Raw genomic sequence first — 16,285 nt, 5'->3', positions numbered from 1 at the left:
CGTGTCTCCCGGAAAACGATTGCTGCCCTAACGTGGGCCCCGGGCAACCGCCCCTGGTTCCAGGGGAGTTCACGGTTGCTCGACAGCTCGTCGGGACACGGTGGCACTGGAGGGGACGCGTTGCCGGCAGGACGTTACGTCGTGGAGTCGCAGACGACGAAACAGGTCGACCCGGGCCGACGGGCCGACTTCTGGAGCGAACACATCGCCTCGTACCAGTCACGGATGGACTACCGGTACGCGCGCACCGACAACTTCCGGGGCGAGACCCACCTGCAGCGCACCGCCACCTACCAGCTCGTCACCTTCCGGTCCGACCAGATCGAGTACACCCGCACCGCCCAGCAGGTCCGGCAGGACCCCGACGAGAACTACCGCCTCCTGCTGCCGGTGAGCGGCCGCATCGCGTTACGGCAGAACGGCCAGGAGGCCGGACTCGCCCCCGGAACCGCCGTCCTGGTCACCTTCGGGGCGCCCTTCCGGTGCCTGCAGGCGTCGGGCACGCACGCGTTCATCCTCACCATCCCCGCGCGGGAGATCGACAGCCCGCTGAACCGGACGTCACCGCTCGGTCTGGGCCTGGACCTGACGAAGGGGCTCGGGCGCGTGGTCCGCTCCATGCTGACCGACCTGCACGAACAGCGCCATGCCCTCACCGACCCGCAGTTCGACGCCGTGTCCGACCGCATCGTCGAGCTGCTGTGCATGCTCGCCTCCGGAGACGACCGCCCGGACGCCTCCGGGCATCTGCCCCAGGTGGAGGCGATGGTCCGCCGCTACGCACGTGACCACGCGGCCGATCCCGACCTGACCGGCGCCGGCATGGCGCGCGCACTCGGCTGGTCCCTGCGCCAGGTCCAGCTGGCCCTGCAGCGGGCGGGCACCACGCCACGCGAGCTGATCCGGGAGGAGCGTCTGCGCCTCGTGCGCGATCGCCTTCTGTGTGCCGACTGCGCCCACATGACCATCACCGATCTGGCTTACGCCTCCGGCTTCTCCTCGGCCAGCGCCATGAGCACCGCCTTCCGCTCCCGCTACGGTGTGAGCCCCCGGGAGATGCGGCACCGGGCACGCTGACGACCGACTCCGGCCCTCGCCGCGCCCCCTTCACGTACGGTCGTCATTCATCGCCTGCCGCGGACGGTGGCGGACGCGGGCGAGGACCAGCACCGTGTCGTCGCCGGGCGGGCCGGGGACCAGCTCGGACAGCATCCGGTCGGCCGTCTCCTCCAGCCCGTCCGACGCGCCGCTCAGCACGGCGCCGGCGGCGGCCATCCCCTCGTCGATGCCCCTGCCCCGCGATTCCACCAGGCCGTCGGTGTACAGAGCCAGGACGGCGCCGTCGGGGAGGGCGATCTCGGTGGTGGCGAAGGGGTGACCGCCCACTCCGAGCGGGATCCCGGTCAGGTCGCAGACGGTTTCGACCCGGCCGCCCGGATACCGCACGAGCGGCGGCGGGTGTCCCGCGCAGGCGATGCGGGCACGGCCGGTGCCGGGGTCGTAGACGATGTACAGGCACGTGGCGAGTTCGATGCCCGCTTCCTGGGCGCAGGCGTCCAACTCGGCGAGCAGATCGGACGGTTCGGGGCCGCGTCTGGCAAGGGCCTTCGCGGTGATCCGCAGCCTTCCCATGGCTGCCGCAGCGGGCACGCCGTGGCCCATGACGTCGCCGACGACCAGGGCGACGCGCCCGCCGGGCACCTTGATCGCGTCGTACCAGTCGCCGCCGACCACGGTGACGTGGCTGCCGGGCACGTAGCGGTGGGCGACCTCGACGTAGGGGCTGGTCGGGAGGCTCGTGGGCAGCAGGGCCCGTTGGAGGGTGAGGGCGATGTCCTGGACCCTGGTGTAGAGGCGCGCGTTGTCCAGGCAGAGCGCGGCGCGGGAGGACAGCTCCGCGGCGAGGCGCAGATCCTCCTCGGTGAACTGCGGCCGGGCGGCCGAGCGGCCGAACATGGTGAGCCCCTGGACCGTTCCCCGGGCGATCAGCGGTGCGATGAGGATGCAGGTCAGACCGCTGTCGACGAGGATGCGGGCGCGCTCCTGGTGCAGGACCGTGGTCGTCATGAAGTCCGCGTTCACCGGGACGGCGATCGGGCGGCCGGTCCGCAGCATTCCGTGGATGCGGGAGCCGGGCGGGTAGTGGACGGTCTCCAGCCCGCTGACCAGTTCGTCGGCGGGCGGCGGCAGCACCGTCCCGGAGGCGATCCGGTGGGTGACCAACGGCACCCGTGGATCGAAGATCTCGGGTTCGTCCATCCAGTCGACGACCTCCACCACCGACGCGTCGGCGAAGTCCGGCACGGCGGCGTCGACGAGTTCGCCCGCCGTCACCTTCACGTCCAGGGTGGTGCCGATGCGGGCGGTGGCCCGGTCCAGCAGCACGAGCCGCTCGCGTGAGTCCGCGGCCTCCACGAGGGCCCGTTCCCGGTCGGTGACGTCGACCACGAGCCCGCCGACGCCCGGCCGGGTGCCGACGGCCTGACTGAGCGGGAACAGGCTCACCGACCTGACCTGGTCGCGCCCGGGACGCCGCACCCGCACGAGCCGGCCGACGGCCGGGCGGCCCTCCTCGGCCACGCCGCGCAGCAGCCGCTCCAGGCCGGCGCCGTCGCAGGCGCACATCACGTCGGTCATGCGGCGGCCGAGGTGCTCCTCGACGGTGAGTCCGTCCATGTCGGCGAGCGCTTTGTTCAGGTGCACGTACCGCAGGTCCTGGTCCAGCATGACCAGGCCGACCGGGCAGGTCTCGAAGAGGGCGTCGAGGAAGGCGAGGTTGGTCTTGACCCGGTCGAGCTCCGCGCTTCTGCTCGCCAGGACCATGACCACCGTACGACCCTGGTCGCCGGTCACGCTGAAGGCCCGGAAGCCGCAGTCGAAGACCGTCCCGTCCCGGTGCCGCACGGGCAGCCGGCCCCGCCAGTAGCCGAGGGTGCGGCCCCGGTCGGCCAGGTACGGGCCCGCACCCGCAGCGTGTGCGCCGGTGCCGGGACCGGAGCGGTCCGGGAACAGCAGGCCGACCGGCTCCGCGAGGGCCCCGTCGTCGTAGCCGAAGAGCTCGCCCGCGCCCGGCCCCCAGAAGCAGATGCGGTCGCTGTCGTCGATGCCCACGACGGCCACGGAGACGTGCTCCAGGAGCGTCCCGGGCTCGGAGCGCAGCCGTTCCCGTGCGCTGCGGTCTTCCGTGTGGTCTACAGACATCCGGGACGTCCTCGACATGATGGATCAGTTCACTTCATACCGCTGCGTCCCATTGTGCGCCGCCCCGGCCGGCCCCGCGGCCCGCGGCGAGCAGGCCCGGGGATCCTGCGCGCCGCGATGAGTTCTGCGGCGTCCGGCAGTCGTATGGTCGAACCGTCACGGAGGAGGACTCCCGATGCGCAGCGTGACCTATTCGATGAGCATTTCGCTCGACGGCTACATCGTCGGACCCGACGGCGATTTCGGTTGGACGGCGCCCGGCGACGACGTCTTCCGCTTCTGGATCGACGAGATCAAGGACGTCGGGGTGCACCTGCTGGGACGGCGGCTGTACGAGACGATGCTGTACTGGGAGACCGCCGACGAGGATCCGTCGCTCGACGCCCCGATGCGCGAATGGACGGCGCTGTGGAAGCCGCTCCCCAAGGTGGTGTTCTCCAGGACGCTGTCGGAGGTGCGGGGCCATGCCCGCCTGGCCTCCGGCAGCGTGGCGGAGGAGATCGCGCGGCTGCGGGCCGAGCCCGGCGAGGGCGAGATCGCGATCGGCGGCGCGACCCTCGCCGCCGAGGCGGCCGCGTCGGATCTGATCGACGAGTACCGGGCCATGGTCTACCCGGTGCTGGTCGGCGGTGGCATCCCGTTCTTCCCGCGCGAGGAGCGCCGGGTGGATCTCGAACTCGTCGAGACCCGCACCTTCGGCTCCCGAGTCGTCTACCTCCGCCACCGCGTGGCACGCCGGACCGCTTCCTAGCACGCCGCCGCCTCAGCCGGGCGGTGTGCTCCGCGGGGCCGGCAGCGTCCGTCCCAGGCGTGCGAGCGGGGACATGGCCATCACCGCAGGGGACGACATCATGGCTGCGGCCGCCACCAGGAGACCGGTACGCAGCCCCCACTGCGCTGCGAGGAGTCCGCCGAGCAGGGAGCCGAGGGGGGACAGCCCCATGCCGACGAACGTGATCGTCGCTGCCACGCGGCCCTGCATCCCCCGCGGAGTCACCGCCTGCCGGACGGCCATGATCGCCACATTGACCAGCTGGCCGCCGGCCCCGAACACGAAGGCGACCGCGAGCAGGACGGGGACGGTGACCGCCGAAGAGCCGGGCAGCGCGGGGACACACAGGAACACGCCGTCGCCGATCGCCGCGGCCGCCACGAGTACCGGGCCGTAGCCGAAGCGGTCCGGCAGGCGGGCCGCCAGCACGGAGCCCAGGAGCGCGCCCGGCCCTGTCGCTGCGAGGGCCAGCCCCACGGCGGTGCCGGACAGATGCAGTTCCCGCGGCAGGAAGAGCAGATGGACGGTCATCACGGCCGCGAAGGAGAACTGGAAGGCGGCCGAGGCCAGGCACACGGTGCGCAGCACGGCATCGCCGGCGACGCACCGCACACCGTCGTGGATCCGCCGCCATATCCGGGCGGGACGCTCCAGGCGCCCCGGGGTCGATTCGTCCCCGCGGATGCGCCGGATCGACAGGAACGACAGGGCGAAGAACAGGGCACCGGCGCCGGCAGCGATCGGTGCCGACAGCAGGGACACCAGCGCACCGCCGAGGGCGGGACCGCCCATCTGGGCCGCCGAGCGGCTGCCCTCGAGCGCGCTGTTGCCGCGCACCAGCAGACCGGGGTGCACCAGCCGCACCAGAGACGCCTGGTAGGCCACGTCGAAGAACACGGAGAGGGCCCCGAAGGCGAAGGTGATCACGACCAGCGCGGGCAGCCCCAGCCCACCGGGCAGGCAGGTCACGGCGACGGCAGCCAGGGCGAGGGCACGGCCGGCGTCGGTCAGCACCATCACCGTGCGGGTGCGCCACCTGTCCACCCATGCGCCGGCGAAGAGGGAGAGCATCAGGATCGGCGCCTGGCCCGCTGCGCGCAGGGCACCGAGCTGGGCGGCACCGGCATCGAGCGTCAGGACGGCCAGGAGCGGAAGGACGACCAGACCTGTGTGCTCCCCGAGTTGGGAGGCGGTCTGACCCGCCCAGAGTCTGCGGAAGTCGCTGTCGCGCCACAGGCTCGGCGGGACGGGGCGACCGGAGTCGGATGCAGCGGAGGCGGCGGACGGCACAGGAGTCCTCGGGTTGCCGACGAAGGGGCCCGCCACCGGGCACGAGACGTACGCCGGTGGTTCAGGCGGAAGAAGGCTCGTTGTGCCGCACCATCAGGGACAGCACGCGATGACGGGCCGGTCCGGCCTACGACGTCAACGCGCGCTCGGGCGACCGATCATGCCTCCACCTCCTCGTGGGCCGACTCGCTGAACCAGGCCCCGGACACTAGTGCGCGGCGGCTTCGCACGAAAGGCAATTCGGTCGCGGGGCAAGGGGGTCAGCCGCTCGGCCCGGTCGGGGCTCGCGTCGCCGGGCCGGCAGCGGCTGGTCAGGAAGGCAGGGCCGCGCGCATGGCCTGCGCTGTGGCGGCCGGGTCGTAGTCGTCGGGGACGCCCTCGACCAGGATGATGTCGCCCTCGATGTGCCGGGAACGCAGTGGGGCGATCTCCCGGTAGGCGGGTGAGTCCCACCAGGCCCGGGCCTCGGCGATCCCGGGGAAGGCGATGACCACCACGTGTCCGGGCCAGGCGCCCTCCAACACCTCGTGCTGCGTGACATGCACGAGGAAGCGGCCGCCGTACGGCTCGAAGGTGGCGGGGATGCGCTCGATGTACTCGGCGATCTCGGGGTGCGAAGCGGCTTCCTGCAGATGACCGATCACATAGGCGGGCATGGCGTCCTCTCCTCGAATCGAGCTCCTCGGTCCACGTGATCGTCCCATCCGTTCGCGTCACGGGTCGATGACCTGCCAGGTAATCGACAGGCGTCGCGCACGGCCGCCATGCCTTCCGCAATGCGATTGCCGGTTCATCTGACACGCTGACACGATTGCGAACGTGATCACTACTGAGACGCCCGACTGCCTGATCGTGACGGGGATGCCGGGAGCCGGCAAGTCGGCGGTGACCAGACTCGTCGCGGAGCGCCTGCCGCGCTCCGCCCGGCTCGACGGCGACTTCGTGAGCAGGCTGGTCGTCAGCGGTCGCGTGGGGCCGCTCGGCGAGCCCGCCGACGAGGCGGCACGGCAGACGGAACTGTGCAACCGCAACCTGTGCTCGCTGGCCAACAACCTCTCCGGCGCCGGTTTCACACCCGTGATCGACTGGGTGATCCCGGACCGCGCGCAACTGGACTTCTTCGTCTCGCTTCTCGCGCCACAGGTCCTGTTCGTGGTGCTCGCGCCGGGCATCGAGGTGTGCCGGCACCGCAACACGCTCCGTGACCCGCGAGAGCGGTTCGAATTCCACGGCTACGAAGCCCTCGAAGCCCGCATGAAGCGTGAACTGGGCGGGTCGGGCTGGTGGTTCGACACCGCGGCGCTCACCCCGGAGGAGACCGCGGAGCACATCGTCCGCGAAGCCCCTCGTCGAGCCCTTGTGCCGGCCGGGCCGTCGACCCGGTGAAAGTTATTGACACGTACCGGGCGAGCTGCTGAAACTTACTGCCAGTCAGGGAATCTCTCCCTCCGCATGTCATCCCCACGACGAAGGGCGACGAATGACCACCCCCGTGCACGACTCCGCCGAGGGCACCGCCCGACCGCCGCGGGCGCGCCGGGCGTTGGTGGCCGGGTCGGTGGGGAACTTCATCGAGTGGTACGAGTTCGGCGTCTACGGCTACTTCGCCACCGTCATCGCCGCCAACTTCTTCACCCCTGAAGGGGGAAGCGATGTCGAGGCGCTCGTCAAGACGTACGCCTCGTTCGCGCTCGCCTTCTTCTTCCGGCCCGTCGGTGCGGCGGTCTTCGGGCGCGTGGGTGACCGGATCGGGCGTCGTCCCACGCTGATCCTGGTCGTCGCGCTGATGACCGCCGCCACCACCCTGATCGGGCTGCTGCCCACGTACGCCACGGCGGGTGCCGCCGCGCCCTGGCTGCTCACCCTGCTGCGGATCGTGCAGGGACTCTCCGCGGGTGGGGAGTTCGGCGGTGCCGTCTCGATCATGACGGAGTTCGCCCCGCCCGGCCGGCGCGGGCTCTACGGGGCGTGGCAGTCCTTCACCGTGGCGCTCGGTCTGCTCGCCGGAGCGGGCATGGCGGCGCTGCTGGCCACCGTGCTGACCGAGTCCCAACTCAACGGATGGGGCTGGCGGTTGCCGTTCCTGCTGACCCTGCCGCTGGGGCTCGCCGCCCTGTGGCTGCGCCTCAGGCTGGAGGAGACGCCCTCCTTCCGGCAGGCCGCGCAGACCCGGATCCCGGACGAGCAAGGCGCCTCGCGGGCGGCACCGGTCGCCGCCGCCTCCGCCCGTGAGGTCGCCCGCGCCATCGCGCTCGGCGCCGGGCGGCTCATGGGCTGGTCGGCGGCCGGTTACACCTTCCTCGTCGTCATGCCGTCCTATCTGCAGAGCACGCTGAACGCGACGTTCCAGCAGGCGCTCGTCGCGACCGTGCTCGCCAACCTGGGCTTCGCGGCGTCCATCATCCCGGCGGGCGCGCTGAGCGACCGGATCGGCCGGCGCGCCGTGATGGTGACCGGGGCGGTGCTCGTGGCCGCCCTCGCCTTCCCCCTGCTGCACCTGCTGCAGGACCCCGAGGCGTCGACGGCCGCCAAGAGCCTCGCGGTGTTCGCCGCCGGTGCCGTCGTCGGCCTGATGGCGGGACCAGGCCCCGCCATGCTCGCCGAGATGTTCCCCACCCGCGCCCGCTACACCGGTCTGGGGCTGGCGTACGCGCTGTCGAACGCGGTCTTCTCCGGATGCGCGGGCCTGATCATCACCGAGGCGATCAAGCGGACCGGCGACGCCGACATCCCCGCGCACTACGTGGTGGTGACGTGCGCGGTCAGCACCGTCGCCCTGCTCACCCTGCGGGGCGACGACCACCGTCGCGCGTTGCGCGACTGACAGCAGACGGCCGGGAGAAGGGTGCGAGGATGCGGGTCGTCGGGTTGATGTCGGGGACCTCGTACGACGCGGTCGACGCCGCGGCGGCCGAGCTGACGCTTCAGGGTGACAGCCTGCTGCTGAAGCCGCTGGGGATGGTGAGCGAGGCCTACCCGAAGGAGCTGCGGACCGCGCTCGCCGCCGCCTTGCCGCCGGCGCCCACCACCATGCGGGAGGTGTGCCGGCTCGACACCCGGATCGGGCAGGTGTTCGCGGCGACGGCCGCGCGGGCCGACCGGGAGTTGTGCGACGGCCGCGCCGAACTCGTCGTCTCGCACGGCCAGACGGTCTACCACTGGGTCGAGCAGGGCCGGGTGCACGGCACGCTCCAGATCGGCTCGCCCGCCTGGATCGCCGAGGCGACCGGCTGTCCGGTGGTCTCCGACCTGCGCTCGCGCGACGTCGCCGCCGGAGGCCAGGGTGCTCCCCTGGTGAGCATGGTCGACGTCATGTGGCTGCGCGACCGGCCCGGCGTGCCCGCCGCCCTGAACCTCGGCGGCATCGCGAACCTCACCGTCGCAGGCCGGGCGGGTGACCCGGTCGCCTTCGACACCGGCCCCGCCAACGCCCTCGTCGACGCGGCCGTGCAGGCCCTCACCGACGGCCGCCTGGACTACGACAAGGACGGGGCGCTCGCGGCCCGCGGCAGCGTCGACGCCACCGTGCTGCGGCGGCTCCTGGACGAGCCGTACTACGCGCAACCGCCGCCCAAGACCACCGGCAAGGAACTGTTCCACTGGCCCTATCTGCGCAAGGCCCTGGCCGGCTGTGATCGGCTCCCGGCGGAGGACGTCGTGGCCACGGTCACGCAGCTCACGGCCCGCACGGTCGCCGACGCGGTCCGCTCGGCCGGCGCGAGTGAGGTCATCGCCTCCGGCGGCGGCACCCGTAACCCGACCCTGATGTCCATGCTCCGCGCCGCGCTCCGCGGCATCCCGCTGCGGACCTCCGACGAGCTGGGGATGCCCTCGGCCGCCAAGGAGGCCCACGCCTTCGCCGTCCTTGGGTTCCTCACCGTGCACGGGCTGCCCGGCACCGTCCCCGCCTGCACCGGCGCGCGCCACCCCGGCGTGCTGGGCTCGATCACGCCCGGCCGCCGCGGCCTGCGCCTGCCCGCGCCCGCTGCCACCCCGCCGCGACGCCTGCGCGTGCTCCCCGCCTGATGCCGGATCCGTCCGGTGCGGCTCGGCTACGATCATGCGCACAGCCACCACCAGGGAGACCGATGATCTTCATCACCGCCAAGTTCCGCATCCGCCCCGAGTACGCCGACCAGTGGCCGCAGATCGCCGCCGAGTTCACCACGGCCACCCGGCAGGAGCCGGGCTGCCTGTGGTTCGACTGGTCCCGCAGCGTCGAGGACCCCACGGAGTACGTGCTGGTCGAGGCCTTCCGTGACGACGAGGCGGGGGCCGCTCACGTGCAGTCGGAGCACTTCCGGGCAGCTCAGCGGACGCTGCCGCCCCACCTGGCCGAGACGCCCAGGATCGTGAACGCGACGGTTCCGCAGGACGACTGGTCACTGCTGGGCGAGATGAGCGTCTCCGGCCAGGAGTGACGCACCGCCGGCGCGCCGGGCGGGTCAGTGGCCGCGCCGGTGGAGCCTCAGGTCCGTGACGACCGGGCGGTGGTCCGACGCGTCCGTCGCCACCGTCCGGGCACCGGCCACGGTGACGTCGGGCGAGACCGTCACGAAGTCGATGCGCCTGACCGGGCCGACCGCCGGATACGTACCGCCGCCGTCCGGGGCCGCGTCCCGCAGCGACCCCCACAGCGGGGCCAGTTCCGGGGCCGTGGCCTCGGCGTTGAAGTCGCCGACCAGGACCTTCGGTCCGCGGTCCGCGGCCAGCACGGCGAGCATGTCCGTCACCTGGGCCGCACGGACCGACGGGTCGGACCGGTAGTCCAGGTGCGTGGAGTACACGTGCACGTGTGCGCCGCGCACGTTCACCACCACCTCGGCGAACCCGGGCGCCGGTGCCGGCACCGGATCGGGCGTCTGGGTGGAGAGCCGGGTGATCTCGTGGTTCTCGGCGTCCAGTACCGGGTAGCGGCTCAGTATCGCGACGCCGAACTGCCGGCGTTCGCCGACCTCGGTGGCCGGGTCCAGGTCGTAGATCGGGGCGAAGAACACCCGCATGTCCAGCATCTCGGCCAGCGCCCGGGCTTCGTCGACGAAGTCGCTGCGGGCGCCCCAGTGGACGTCGACCTCCTGGAGGCCGATCACGTCGGCGTCCAGAGCGCGTACGGCGTCGGCGGTGCGGTCCAGGTCGAAGACCCCGTCCTGGCCGGCGCCGGCGTGGATGTTGTAGGTCGCCACGCGAAGCGGAACCGGCCGCGGCTTCGTCCCGTCGACGGTGGTGTCCGCGGCGGCGGGTGACGAGGCCACCGCGGCGAGGGCCAGTGCGGTCAGGGCCGCGGCGACGGCACGTCTGCCGCGAAGAGGGCGCCGGAAACCAGGCTGCATGCCTTCTCCAGGGTCAGGTGAGGGCGGAGGAACCGAACAGGGCGCGCTCGTCGCGTTTCTGACACCGACTCACGCACCCACGCATTCTGCTCCGCCGGCAGCCGTTTCACTCACGTTCCGCGGGACGGGGACCGCAGTGGCGGCTCCCTCACGCACCCGGCGTCAGAAGGCCGCGGCAGTGGGCCAGGAATCCCGCGAGCGTCAGGTCGAAGGCCCGGTCGGCGCGGGCCGGTCCCGTGGCCGCCTGGGCGGCGGCGAGTCGCGGGGCCTCGGTCCCCGCGTCGACCACCCACATCACCTCGGGCGCCGACATGTCCAGGGCCGAGCCGAGCACGAGGTTGTCCAGGCCGGTGATGACCGGCATGACCGTCTCCGGCGCGAACCCCGCGTCCAGCAGCAGGCCGGCCACCCGCTCGTACTGCTCGATCACCCGCGGCGCACGCACCGGAGAGGTCATCAGCATGGGGATGGCCCGGGGGTGCGCGGCGAAGGCCGCCCGGTAGGAGCGCGCCCACGCCTCCAGGGCGACATCCCAGGGGTGTCCGTCGAGCGTGGCGGCGTCGAGGTCGTCGGCCACCTGCTCCCGCAGCAGTTCGATCACCCCGGCCCTGCCGTCCACATGGTGGTACACCGAGGCGGTCTGCACGCCGAGCCTGCGTGCGATCTCGGGGACGGTGAAGTCGCCCGTCTCGTCGACGAGTTCGAGTGCCGTCCGGCCGATACGCCTCCGGTCGAGCAGAGCCTTCCGCGGCCGCCCCATATGCGCTTCTCCTGACGTGAGGTCTTCCCGAATCGTACGGCCGCCGTCTACATTACCTAAACCGAAATGGTTTAGGTTTCGCTGCGGCCTCAGCCCTCCCCACCCCCGGAAGCCCCGGGCCGCCGCCCACCCCTCTCCCCCGTCGAAGAAGGGCCGTGCGTCATGCCCGTAGAGTCCGCACCCCGCCAGGGAGCATCCGAGGATGCCGTGCCGCAGCGCAGGCGCTCCGCCGTGAGCGGCGAGTCGCCGGGGCTGCGCCGGGCCAGTCTCGGCGTCGCCGACATCGCGTTCTTCGTCGTCTCCGCCGCCGCGCCCCTGACCGTCATGGCCGGTGTGGCCCCGCTTGCCATCGGTGTGGGCGGCGTCGGGGCGCCCGTCGGCTATCTGCTCGCCGGAGCCGCGCTCGCCCTCTTCGCGGTCGGCTTCACCGCGATGGCCCGGCATGTCCGCAGCAGCGGCGGCTTCTACGCCTTCATCACCCGCGGGCTCGGCCGGCCCGCCGGTTTCGGCGCCGCCACGCTCGCCCTCCTCGCGTACAACGGCATGCAGATCGGTGTGTACGGGCTGCTCGCCACCGGCACCCAGGACGCGCTCGAGGCGCTGTGGGGCATCCATGTGCCCTGGCCGGCCATCGCCGTCGCGGGCGTCTTCGTGATCTGGTTCCTCGGCTATCGCAGCATCGAGTTCGGTGCGAAGGTGCTCGGCGTCCTGCTGCTCGCGGAGACCGGCATCCTGGTGCTGCTCGCCGGCGGAGTCCTCCTCGACGGCGGCGCCGAGGGCCTGGCACTGGACTCCTTCGCACCGGACAACGTGCTGGTGCCCGGCACCGGCGCGGTCCTCGCCTTCGCGTTCGCCGCCTTCACCGGCTTCGAGTCGACCGCCATCTACCGCCGCGAGGCGCGCGACCCGGGCCGCACCATCCCGCGGGCCACCTACATCGCCGTCGGCTTCCTCGGTCTCTTCTACGCCTTCACCGTCTGGATCGTCATCCAGGCCTTCGGCAGCTCGCGCATCATGAACGCCGTCGCCACCGACCCCATGGGCCTGTTCTTCACCGCGACGACGCGGTACGTCGGCGGCTGGGCGGCGGACCTCATGCACGTCTTCATCGTCACCAGCATCATCGCCTCGCAACTGGCCTTCCACAACGCCATCAACCGCTACGGGCTCTCCCTCGCGCAGGAGGGCGTGCTGCCCGAGGCGCTCGGCAGGGTTCACCCGCGCCATCGCTCGCCGTATGTGGCGGGCATCGCGCAGAGCATCCTCGCGCTGCTCCTCGTATCGGGTTTCGCGCTGGCCGGCGCCGACCCGTACCAGCAACTGGTGCTGTGGATGAACACCCCGGGCGGCATCGGCTTGATGGCGCTGCAGGCACTCACGGCGGTGGCGGTGCTCGCTCACTTCCGGCGCGTCCGGCACGAGGAGGGGCGCTGGCGCACCCTGATCGCGCCGACGGCGGCGACCGTGCTGATGGCCGCGGCGATGTGGCTGGTCATCAGCAAGATCGGCCTGATGACCGGAGCGCCGTTCGGCACCAACACCGTGCTGGTGCTGCTGGTCCCTGCCGCCTTCGTCCTCGGTGTGCTCCTGGCGCTGCGCGTGCGCCGCAGCAGGCCCGAGGTGTACGCGCACTTCGCGGACGAACCGGCCGAACCGGAGCCGGACGACCTGGACGAGACCGGCGGTGCCGGTCCGGGCGCACGCTGACTGCCTGGTACGACGCCCCGCACCCTCCCGCACCCACGAGAAGGAAGCACACCCGTGTCCCACCCCACCGAGCCCCTTTCCTCCGTAGCCGACACGATCGTTACCGGCGCCCGGGTCCGCACCCTCGATCCCGGCCGGCCGTCCGCCGGCGCCGTCGCGGTCAGGGACGGCCGCATCGCGGACGTCGGCGACGAGACGGACGTGATACGGCAGTGGCGAGGCGCGGACACCGAGGTGGTCGACCTGGCCGGGTCCACCCTCACGCCCGGCCTGGTCGACGGCCACAGCCACCCCTGCCTCGGTGTCACGATGGCCGCGGGAATCGACCTCTCCGGCTGCCGGGACCTGGATGCGGTGCGGGCGGCACTGAGCAGCGCGGCCCGCGACGCGGCACCCGGCGCGTGGGTCCTCGCGCACGGGCTGGACCACAACGCCTTCGGCGGCCGGCCCGTCCATCACGACCTGATCGACGCCGCCCTCGCCGGCGTGCCCGCCTTCATCCGCCTCTACGACGGACACTCCGCCCTCGCCAGCGGCCCGGCGCTGGCCGCCGCGGGCATCGACGGGCCGCGCCGCTTCGAGCAGCGGGCCCAGGTGGTCTGCGACCCTGACGGGCGGCCCAGCGGACATCTCGTCGAGTTCGACGCCATGAGTTTGATGGACCCCGTCCTGCCGCGCGAGAGCGCGGCCGTACGCCGGGAACGGCTCCTCACCCTGTTGCACGACATGGCCTCGACGGGGCTGACGGGCGCCCATGTGATGGACCTTCAGGAACCGGATGTCCTCGGCCTGCTGACCACGATCGAGGAGGACGGCGAGCTGCCGGTACGGCTGCGGATCGCTCCCTGGTGCATGCCCGGTACCGACGAGGACGGCCTCGACCACCTCGTCGAACTGCAGCGCGCGCACGGACGCCGCTGGCGGGTCGGCGGAGTGAAGTTCTTCATGGACGGGACGGTCGAGGGCGGCACGGCCTGGCTCGAGCACCCCGACTGCCACGGTCAGGGCACCGAGGCCTTCTGGCCGGACCCCGCCGCCTACACGCGCGCTGTCCACCGTCTCGCCCGTGCCGGGGTGCGTACGGCCACCCACGCGATCGGGGACGCGGCCGTGCGGCACGTGCTCGACACCGTGGAACTGCTCGGCGATCCGGGGCAGCGGGCCCTGCACCGGATCGAGCACATCGAGACGGTGCCGACCGGCCAACTGGCGCGCTTCGCCCGGCTCGGCGTGGCCGCCTCCATGCAGCCCACCCACCTCGCCTACACCCGCGCCGACCACAGCGACGAGTGGTCGCAGCGGGTCGGCGAGGAGCGTGCCGCCCGGGCCTGGCGCTGTCGCGACCTGCGGGACGCGGGCGCGGTCCTCGTGCTCGGCTCGGACTGGCCCATCGCGCACTACGACCCGCGGCAGGTGCTCGCCACCGCCCGGCTGCGCCGGCTGCCGGGCCGGCCGGACGTGGAGCCGGTGACGGCCGAGCAGGCCCTCACCGGCCTGATGGCCCTCGAGGGCTGCACCTCGCATGCGGCCCTCGCGGCGGGCGAGCAGGACGTGGCGGGCCGGATCGCGCCGGGCTACCGGGCCGACCTCACGGCGTTCGCCGTCGACCCCGTCACCGCGCCCGCCGACGAGCTGGGCGCGGCACCGGTCACGCTCACGATGACGGGCGGCACGATCGTGCACCGGGTCTAGGGTCCGTCTTCGAAGATCATCGGGTGGTGGATCACGGCGGGGTGATACGTCGCCATGAACTCACCGATCAGGACCGGGAGTTACTCGCTCCGCTCATACCGCGGGCTGTCACGGGCCGGCCACGGGTGGAGAACCGGCAGGTCATCAACGGGATGGTCGACAAGATCCGCACCGGGATCTCCCGGCGTGACCTGCCCGAACGCTACGGTCCCTGGAAGACGGAGCACTCCCGCTTCCGCGTTACGCCCTGGACGGTGTGTTCACCCGAGCTGCAGCAGATCCAGGCCAAGGCCGATGCGGCCGGAGACATCGACTGGCTGGTACAAGCGGACCTGCGGGGACGCCCGGAAGCGCGCGGTCGTCCCGATCAGTCGGCGAGGCGGGCGGGGAATCCCCCCGTCGCGATCGGTCCCCAGCGGCGGGGGGTGATGCGGATGAGGGACTTGCCCTGCTCGATCATCGCGGTGCGGTACTCGTCCCAGTCCGGATGCTCCCCGGAGATGTTCCGGTAGTACTCGACCAGGGGTTCGACGGCGTCCGGGACGTCGAGCACTTCGGCCTGCCCGTCGATCTGCACCCAGGGGCCGTTCCACTCGTCCGACAGGACGACGACGCTGACGGCGGGGTCACGGCGTGCGTTGCGGGTCTTGGCCCGTTCGGGGTACGTGGACACCACCAGGCGCCCGGCGTCGTCCACGCCGCAGGTCAGCGGCGATGCCTGAGGGGAGCCGTCGGCGCGGCGGGTGATCAGCAGGGCGCGGTGGCGGGGGCGGACGAAGTCGAGCAGGCCGTCGAGGTCGACGCGGGTGCTGGTGGCGATGGAGCGGGCCATGGTGGGGAGCAGCCTTCGGTCGGAGGGGTCGTGCCGGGGGGCACGCGGCCGGGTTCGGCCGCCAAGGTCATTCCCCGACGGCGGGCGGACGTAATCCGCGGTCGTGGGCCGGGGTCAGGAGTCGGACCACGGCCCCTGGATCACAGGGTGTGCCGGCGCGGGGCACGGGCGGGCGGGCCGGCCCCCCGTTCTGCTTCCGTGTACCTCACTGCCGTGGTCCGTCGCGGGCGCGTTGCGCGCCGGGGGCGGCGGGCCGGTCACCTCCACGTGGGCGGGGCGCAGCAGATCGGCTCCGAGGCGGTAACCGGGGCGGAGAACCGTGGTGCAGGTCATCTCCTGGGCGTCAGGGTCGACGTGGTAGGCGACGGCCTCGTGGCACGCGGGGTCGAACGGGGCGCCCTGCGCACCGAACGCCGTCACGCCGAGCGAGGCCAGCTGGGTCCACAGGGTGTCGGTGATGTCCTTCAGGCCGGGAGTCGGGGGCTCGTGGGCGCAGGTGCGGTCGACGGCGTCGAGGACGGGCAGCAGCGCGCGTACGACGTTGGCCGCCGCGACGGTGCGGACGGCCATGCGGTCCCGGGCCACCCGCTTGCGGTAGTTGTCGTACTCGGCCTTGACCCGCTGCAGGTCGGCCGTGCGCTCCTCCAGCAGACGCTGCAGCTGTGCCGGATCCCTGCTCTGCAGCCCGTCCTGATCCATCG

Annotated in this window: 15 protein-coding genes and 1 pseudogene; 9 read left to right on the top strand and 7 right to left on the bottom strand. The window is 72.3% G+C overall.

What is annotated here, in order from left to right:
* The first annotated feature begins 120 nt into the window (after positions 1–120).
* Positions 121–1,077, top strand: a complete 957-nt coding sequence (locus AB0412_RS10255) for a helix-turn-helix domain-containing protein (protein ID WP_366402084.1) — start codon at positions 121–123, stop codon at positions 1,075–1,077.
* Between the two features lie 30 nt (positions 1,078–1,107).
* Here AB0412_RS10255 and AB0412_RS10250 read toward each other — a convergent pair whose 3' ends face one another.
* Positions 1,108–3,201: a SpoIIE family protein phosphatase gene (locus AB0412_RS10250; protein WP_366402083.1), complete on the bottom strand. Its 2,094-nt coding sequence runs from the start codon at positions 3,199–3,201 to the stop codon at positions 1,108–1,110.
* Between the two features lie 175 nt (positions 3,202–3,376).
* On the opposite strand from AB0412_RS10250, the gene AB0412_RS10245 reads away from it, so the two are divergent.
* Positions 3,377–3,952, top strand: coding sequence for a dihydrofolate reductase family protein (locus AB0412_RS10245; protein WP_366402081.1), 576 nt, complete (start codon positions 3,377–3,379; stop codon positions 3,950–3,952).
* A 12-nt stretch (positions 3,953–3,964) separates the two neighbouring features.
* On the opposite strand, the gene AB0412_RS10240 is transcribed toward AB0412_RS10245, so the two are convergent.
* Together AB0412_RS10240 and AB0412_RS10235 are read right to left on the bottom strand one after the other, a co-directional pair.
* Positions 3,965–5,263: an MFS transporter gene (locus tag AB0412_RS10240; RefSeq protein WP_366402080.1), complete on the bottom strand. Its 1,299-nt coding sequence runs from the start codon at positions 5,261–5,263 to the stop codon at positions 3,965–3,967.
* Between the two features lie 311 nt (positions 5,264–5,574).
* Positions 5,575–5,919 carry a DUF1330 domain-containing protein gene (locus AB0412_RS10235; RefSeq protein WP_366402079.1) on the bottom strand — a complete coding sequence of 115 codons (345 nt, stop codon included), beginning with the start codon at positions 5,917–5,919 and terminating at the stop codon, positions 5,575–5,577.
* 163 nt (positions 5,920–6,082) lie between these two features.
* Between AB0412_RS10235 and AB0412_RS10230 the strand changes: the two genes are divergently transcribed.
* The 4 genes from AB0412_RS10230 to AB0412_RS10215 all read left to right on the top strand — a co-directional run bounded on the left by AB0412_RS10230 (position 6,083) and on the right by AB0412_RS10215 (position 9,684).
* A complete protein-coding gene (locus AB0412_RS10230) occupies positions 6,083–6,649 on the top strand; it encodes an AAA family ATPase (RefSeq protein ID WP_366402078.1) in 567 nt (188 codons plus the stop codon).
* 94 nt (positions 6,650–6,743) lie between these two features.
* Positions 6,744–8,087 carry an MFS transporter gene (locus tag AB0412_RS10225; RefSeq protein WP_366402077.1) on the top strand — a complete coding sequence of 448 codons (1,344 nt, stop codon included), beginning with the start codon at positions 6,744–6,746 and terminating at the stop codon, positions 8,085–8,087.
* 29 nt (positions 8,088–8,116) lie between these two features.
* On the top strand, positions 8,117–9,289 hold the full coding sequence (locus AB0412_RS10220) for an anhydro-N-acetylmuramic acid kinase (protein ID WP_366402076.1): 1,173 nt from the start codon (positions 8,117–8,119) through the stop codon (positions 9,287–9,289).
* A 62-nt stretch (positions 9,290–9,351) separates the two neighbouring features.
* Positions 9,352–9,684: a putative quinol monooxygenase gene (locus tag AB0412_RS10215; protein WP_366402075.1), complete on the top strand. Its 333-nt coding sequence runs from the start codon at positions 9,352–9,354 to the stop codon at positions 9,682–9,684.
* A gap of 24 nt (positions 9,685–9,708) precedes the next feature.
* On the opposite strand, the gene AB0412_RS10210 is transcribed toward AB0412_RS10215, so the two are convergent.
* Both AB0412_RS10210 and AB0412_RS10205 read right to left on the bottom strand, forming a co-directional pair.
* Positions 9,709–10,593 (bottom strand): endonuclease/exonuclease/phosphatase family protein, encoded by an 885-nt coding sequence (locus AB0412_RS10210; protein WP_366402074.1) that lies wholly within the window; start codon positions 10,591–10,593, stop codon positions 9,709–9,711.
* A gap of 148 nt (positions 10,594–10,741) precedes the next feature.
* Positions 10,742–11,353, bottom strand: coding sequence for a TetR/AcrR family transcriptional regulator C-terminal domain-containing protein (locus tag AB0412_RS10205; RefSeq protein WP_366402073.1), 612 nt, complete (start codon positions 11,351–11,353; stop codon positions 10,742–10,744).
* A gap of 162 nt (positions 11,354–11,515) precedes the next feature.
* Here AB0412_RS10205 and AB0412_RS10200 point away from each other — a divergent pair, with 162 nt between their 5' ends.
* From AB0412_RS10200 to AB0412_RS10190, 3 genes and pseudogenes are all read left to right on the top strand, one after another.
* Complete coding sequence (locus tag AB0412_RS10200; RefSeq protein ID WP_366402072.1) at positions 11,516–13,060, top strand: APC family permease; 1,545 nt, start codon at positions 11,516–11,518, stop codon at positions 13,058–13,060.
* Positions 13,061–13,114: 54 nt separating this feature from the next.
* Positions 13,115–14,752, top strand: a complete 1,638-nt coding sequence (locus tag AB0412_RS10195; protein ID WP_366402071.1) for an amidohydrolase — start codon at positions 13,115–13,117, stop codon at positions 14,750–14,752.
* Between the two features lie 23 nt (positions 14,753–14,775).
* Positions 14,776–14,979 (top strand): annotated as a pseudogene (locus tag AB0412_RS10190) (transposase); the annotation flags it as partial.
* 140 nt (positions 14,980–15,119) lie between these two features.
* On the opposite strand, the gene AB0412_RS10185 reads toward AB0412_RS10190, so the two are convergent.
* Together AB0412_RS10185 and grpE are read right to left on the bottom strand one after the other, a co-directional pair.
* Entirely contained in the window at positions 15,120–15,584 is a 465-nt protein-coding gene (locus tag AB0412_RS10185) for a PPOX class F420-dependent oxidoreductase (protein ID WP_366402070.1), read from the bottom strand.
* A 114-nt stretch (positions 15,585–15,698) separates the two neighbouring features.
* Positions 15,699–16,283 (bottom strand): nucleotide exchange factor GrpE, encoded by a 585-nt coding sequence (gene grpE / locus AB0412_RS10180; protein ID WP_366402069.1) that lies wholly within the window; start codon positions 16,281–16,283, stop codon positions 15,699–15,701.
* Positions 16,284–16,285: the final 2 nt, after the last annotated feature.

It is taken from the genome of Streptomyces sp. NPDC052012 (assembly GCF_040689265.1).
In the GTDB taxonomy this organism is placed as follows: domain Bacteria; phylum Actinomycetota; class Actinomycetes; order Streptomycetales; family Streptomycetaceae; genus Streptomyces.
This window is presented reverse-complemented; position numbering and strand designations above follow the sequence as displayed.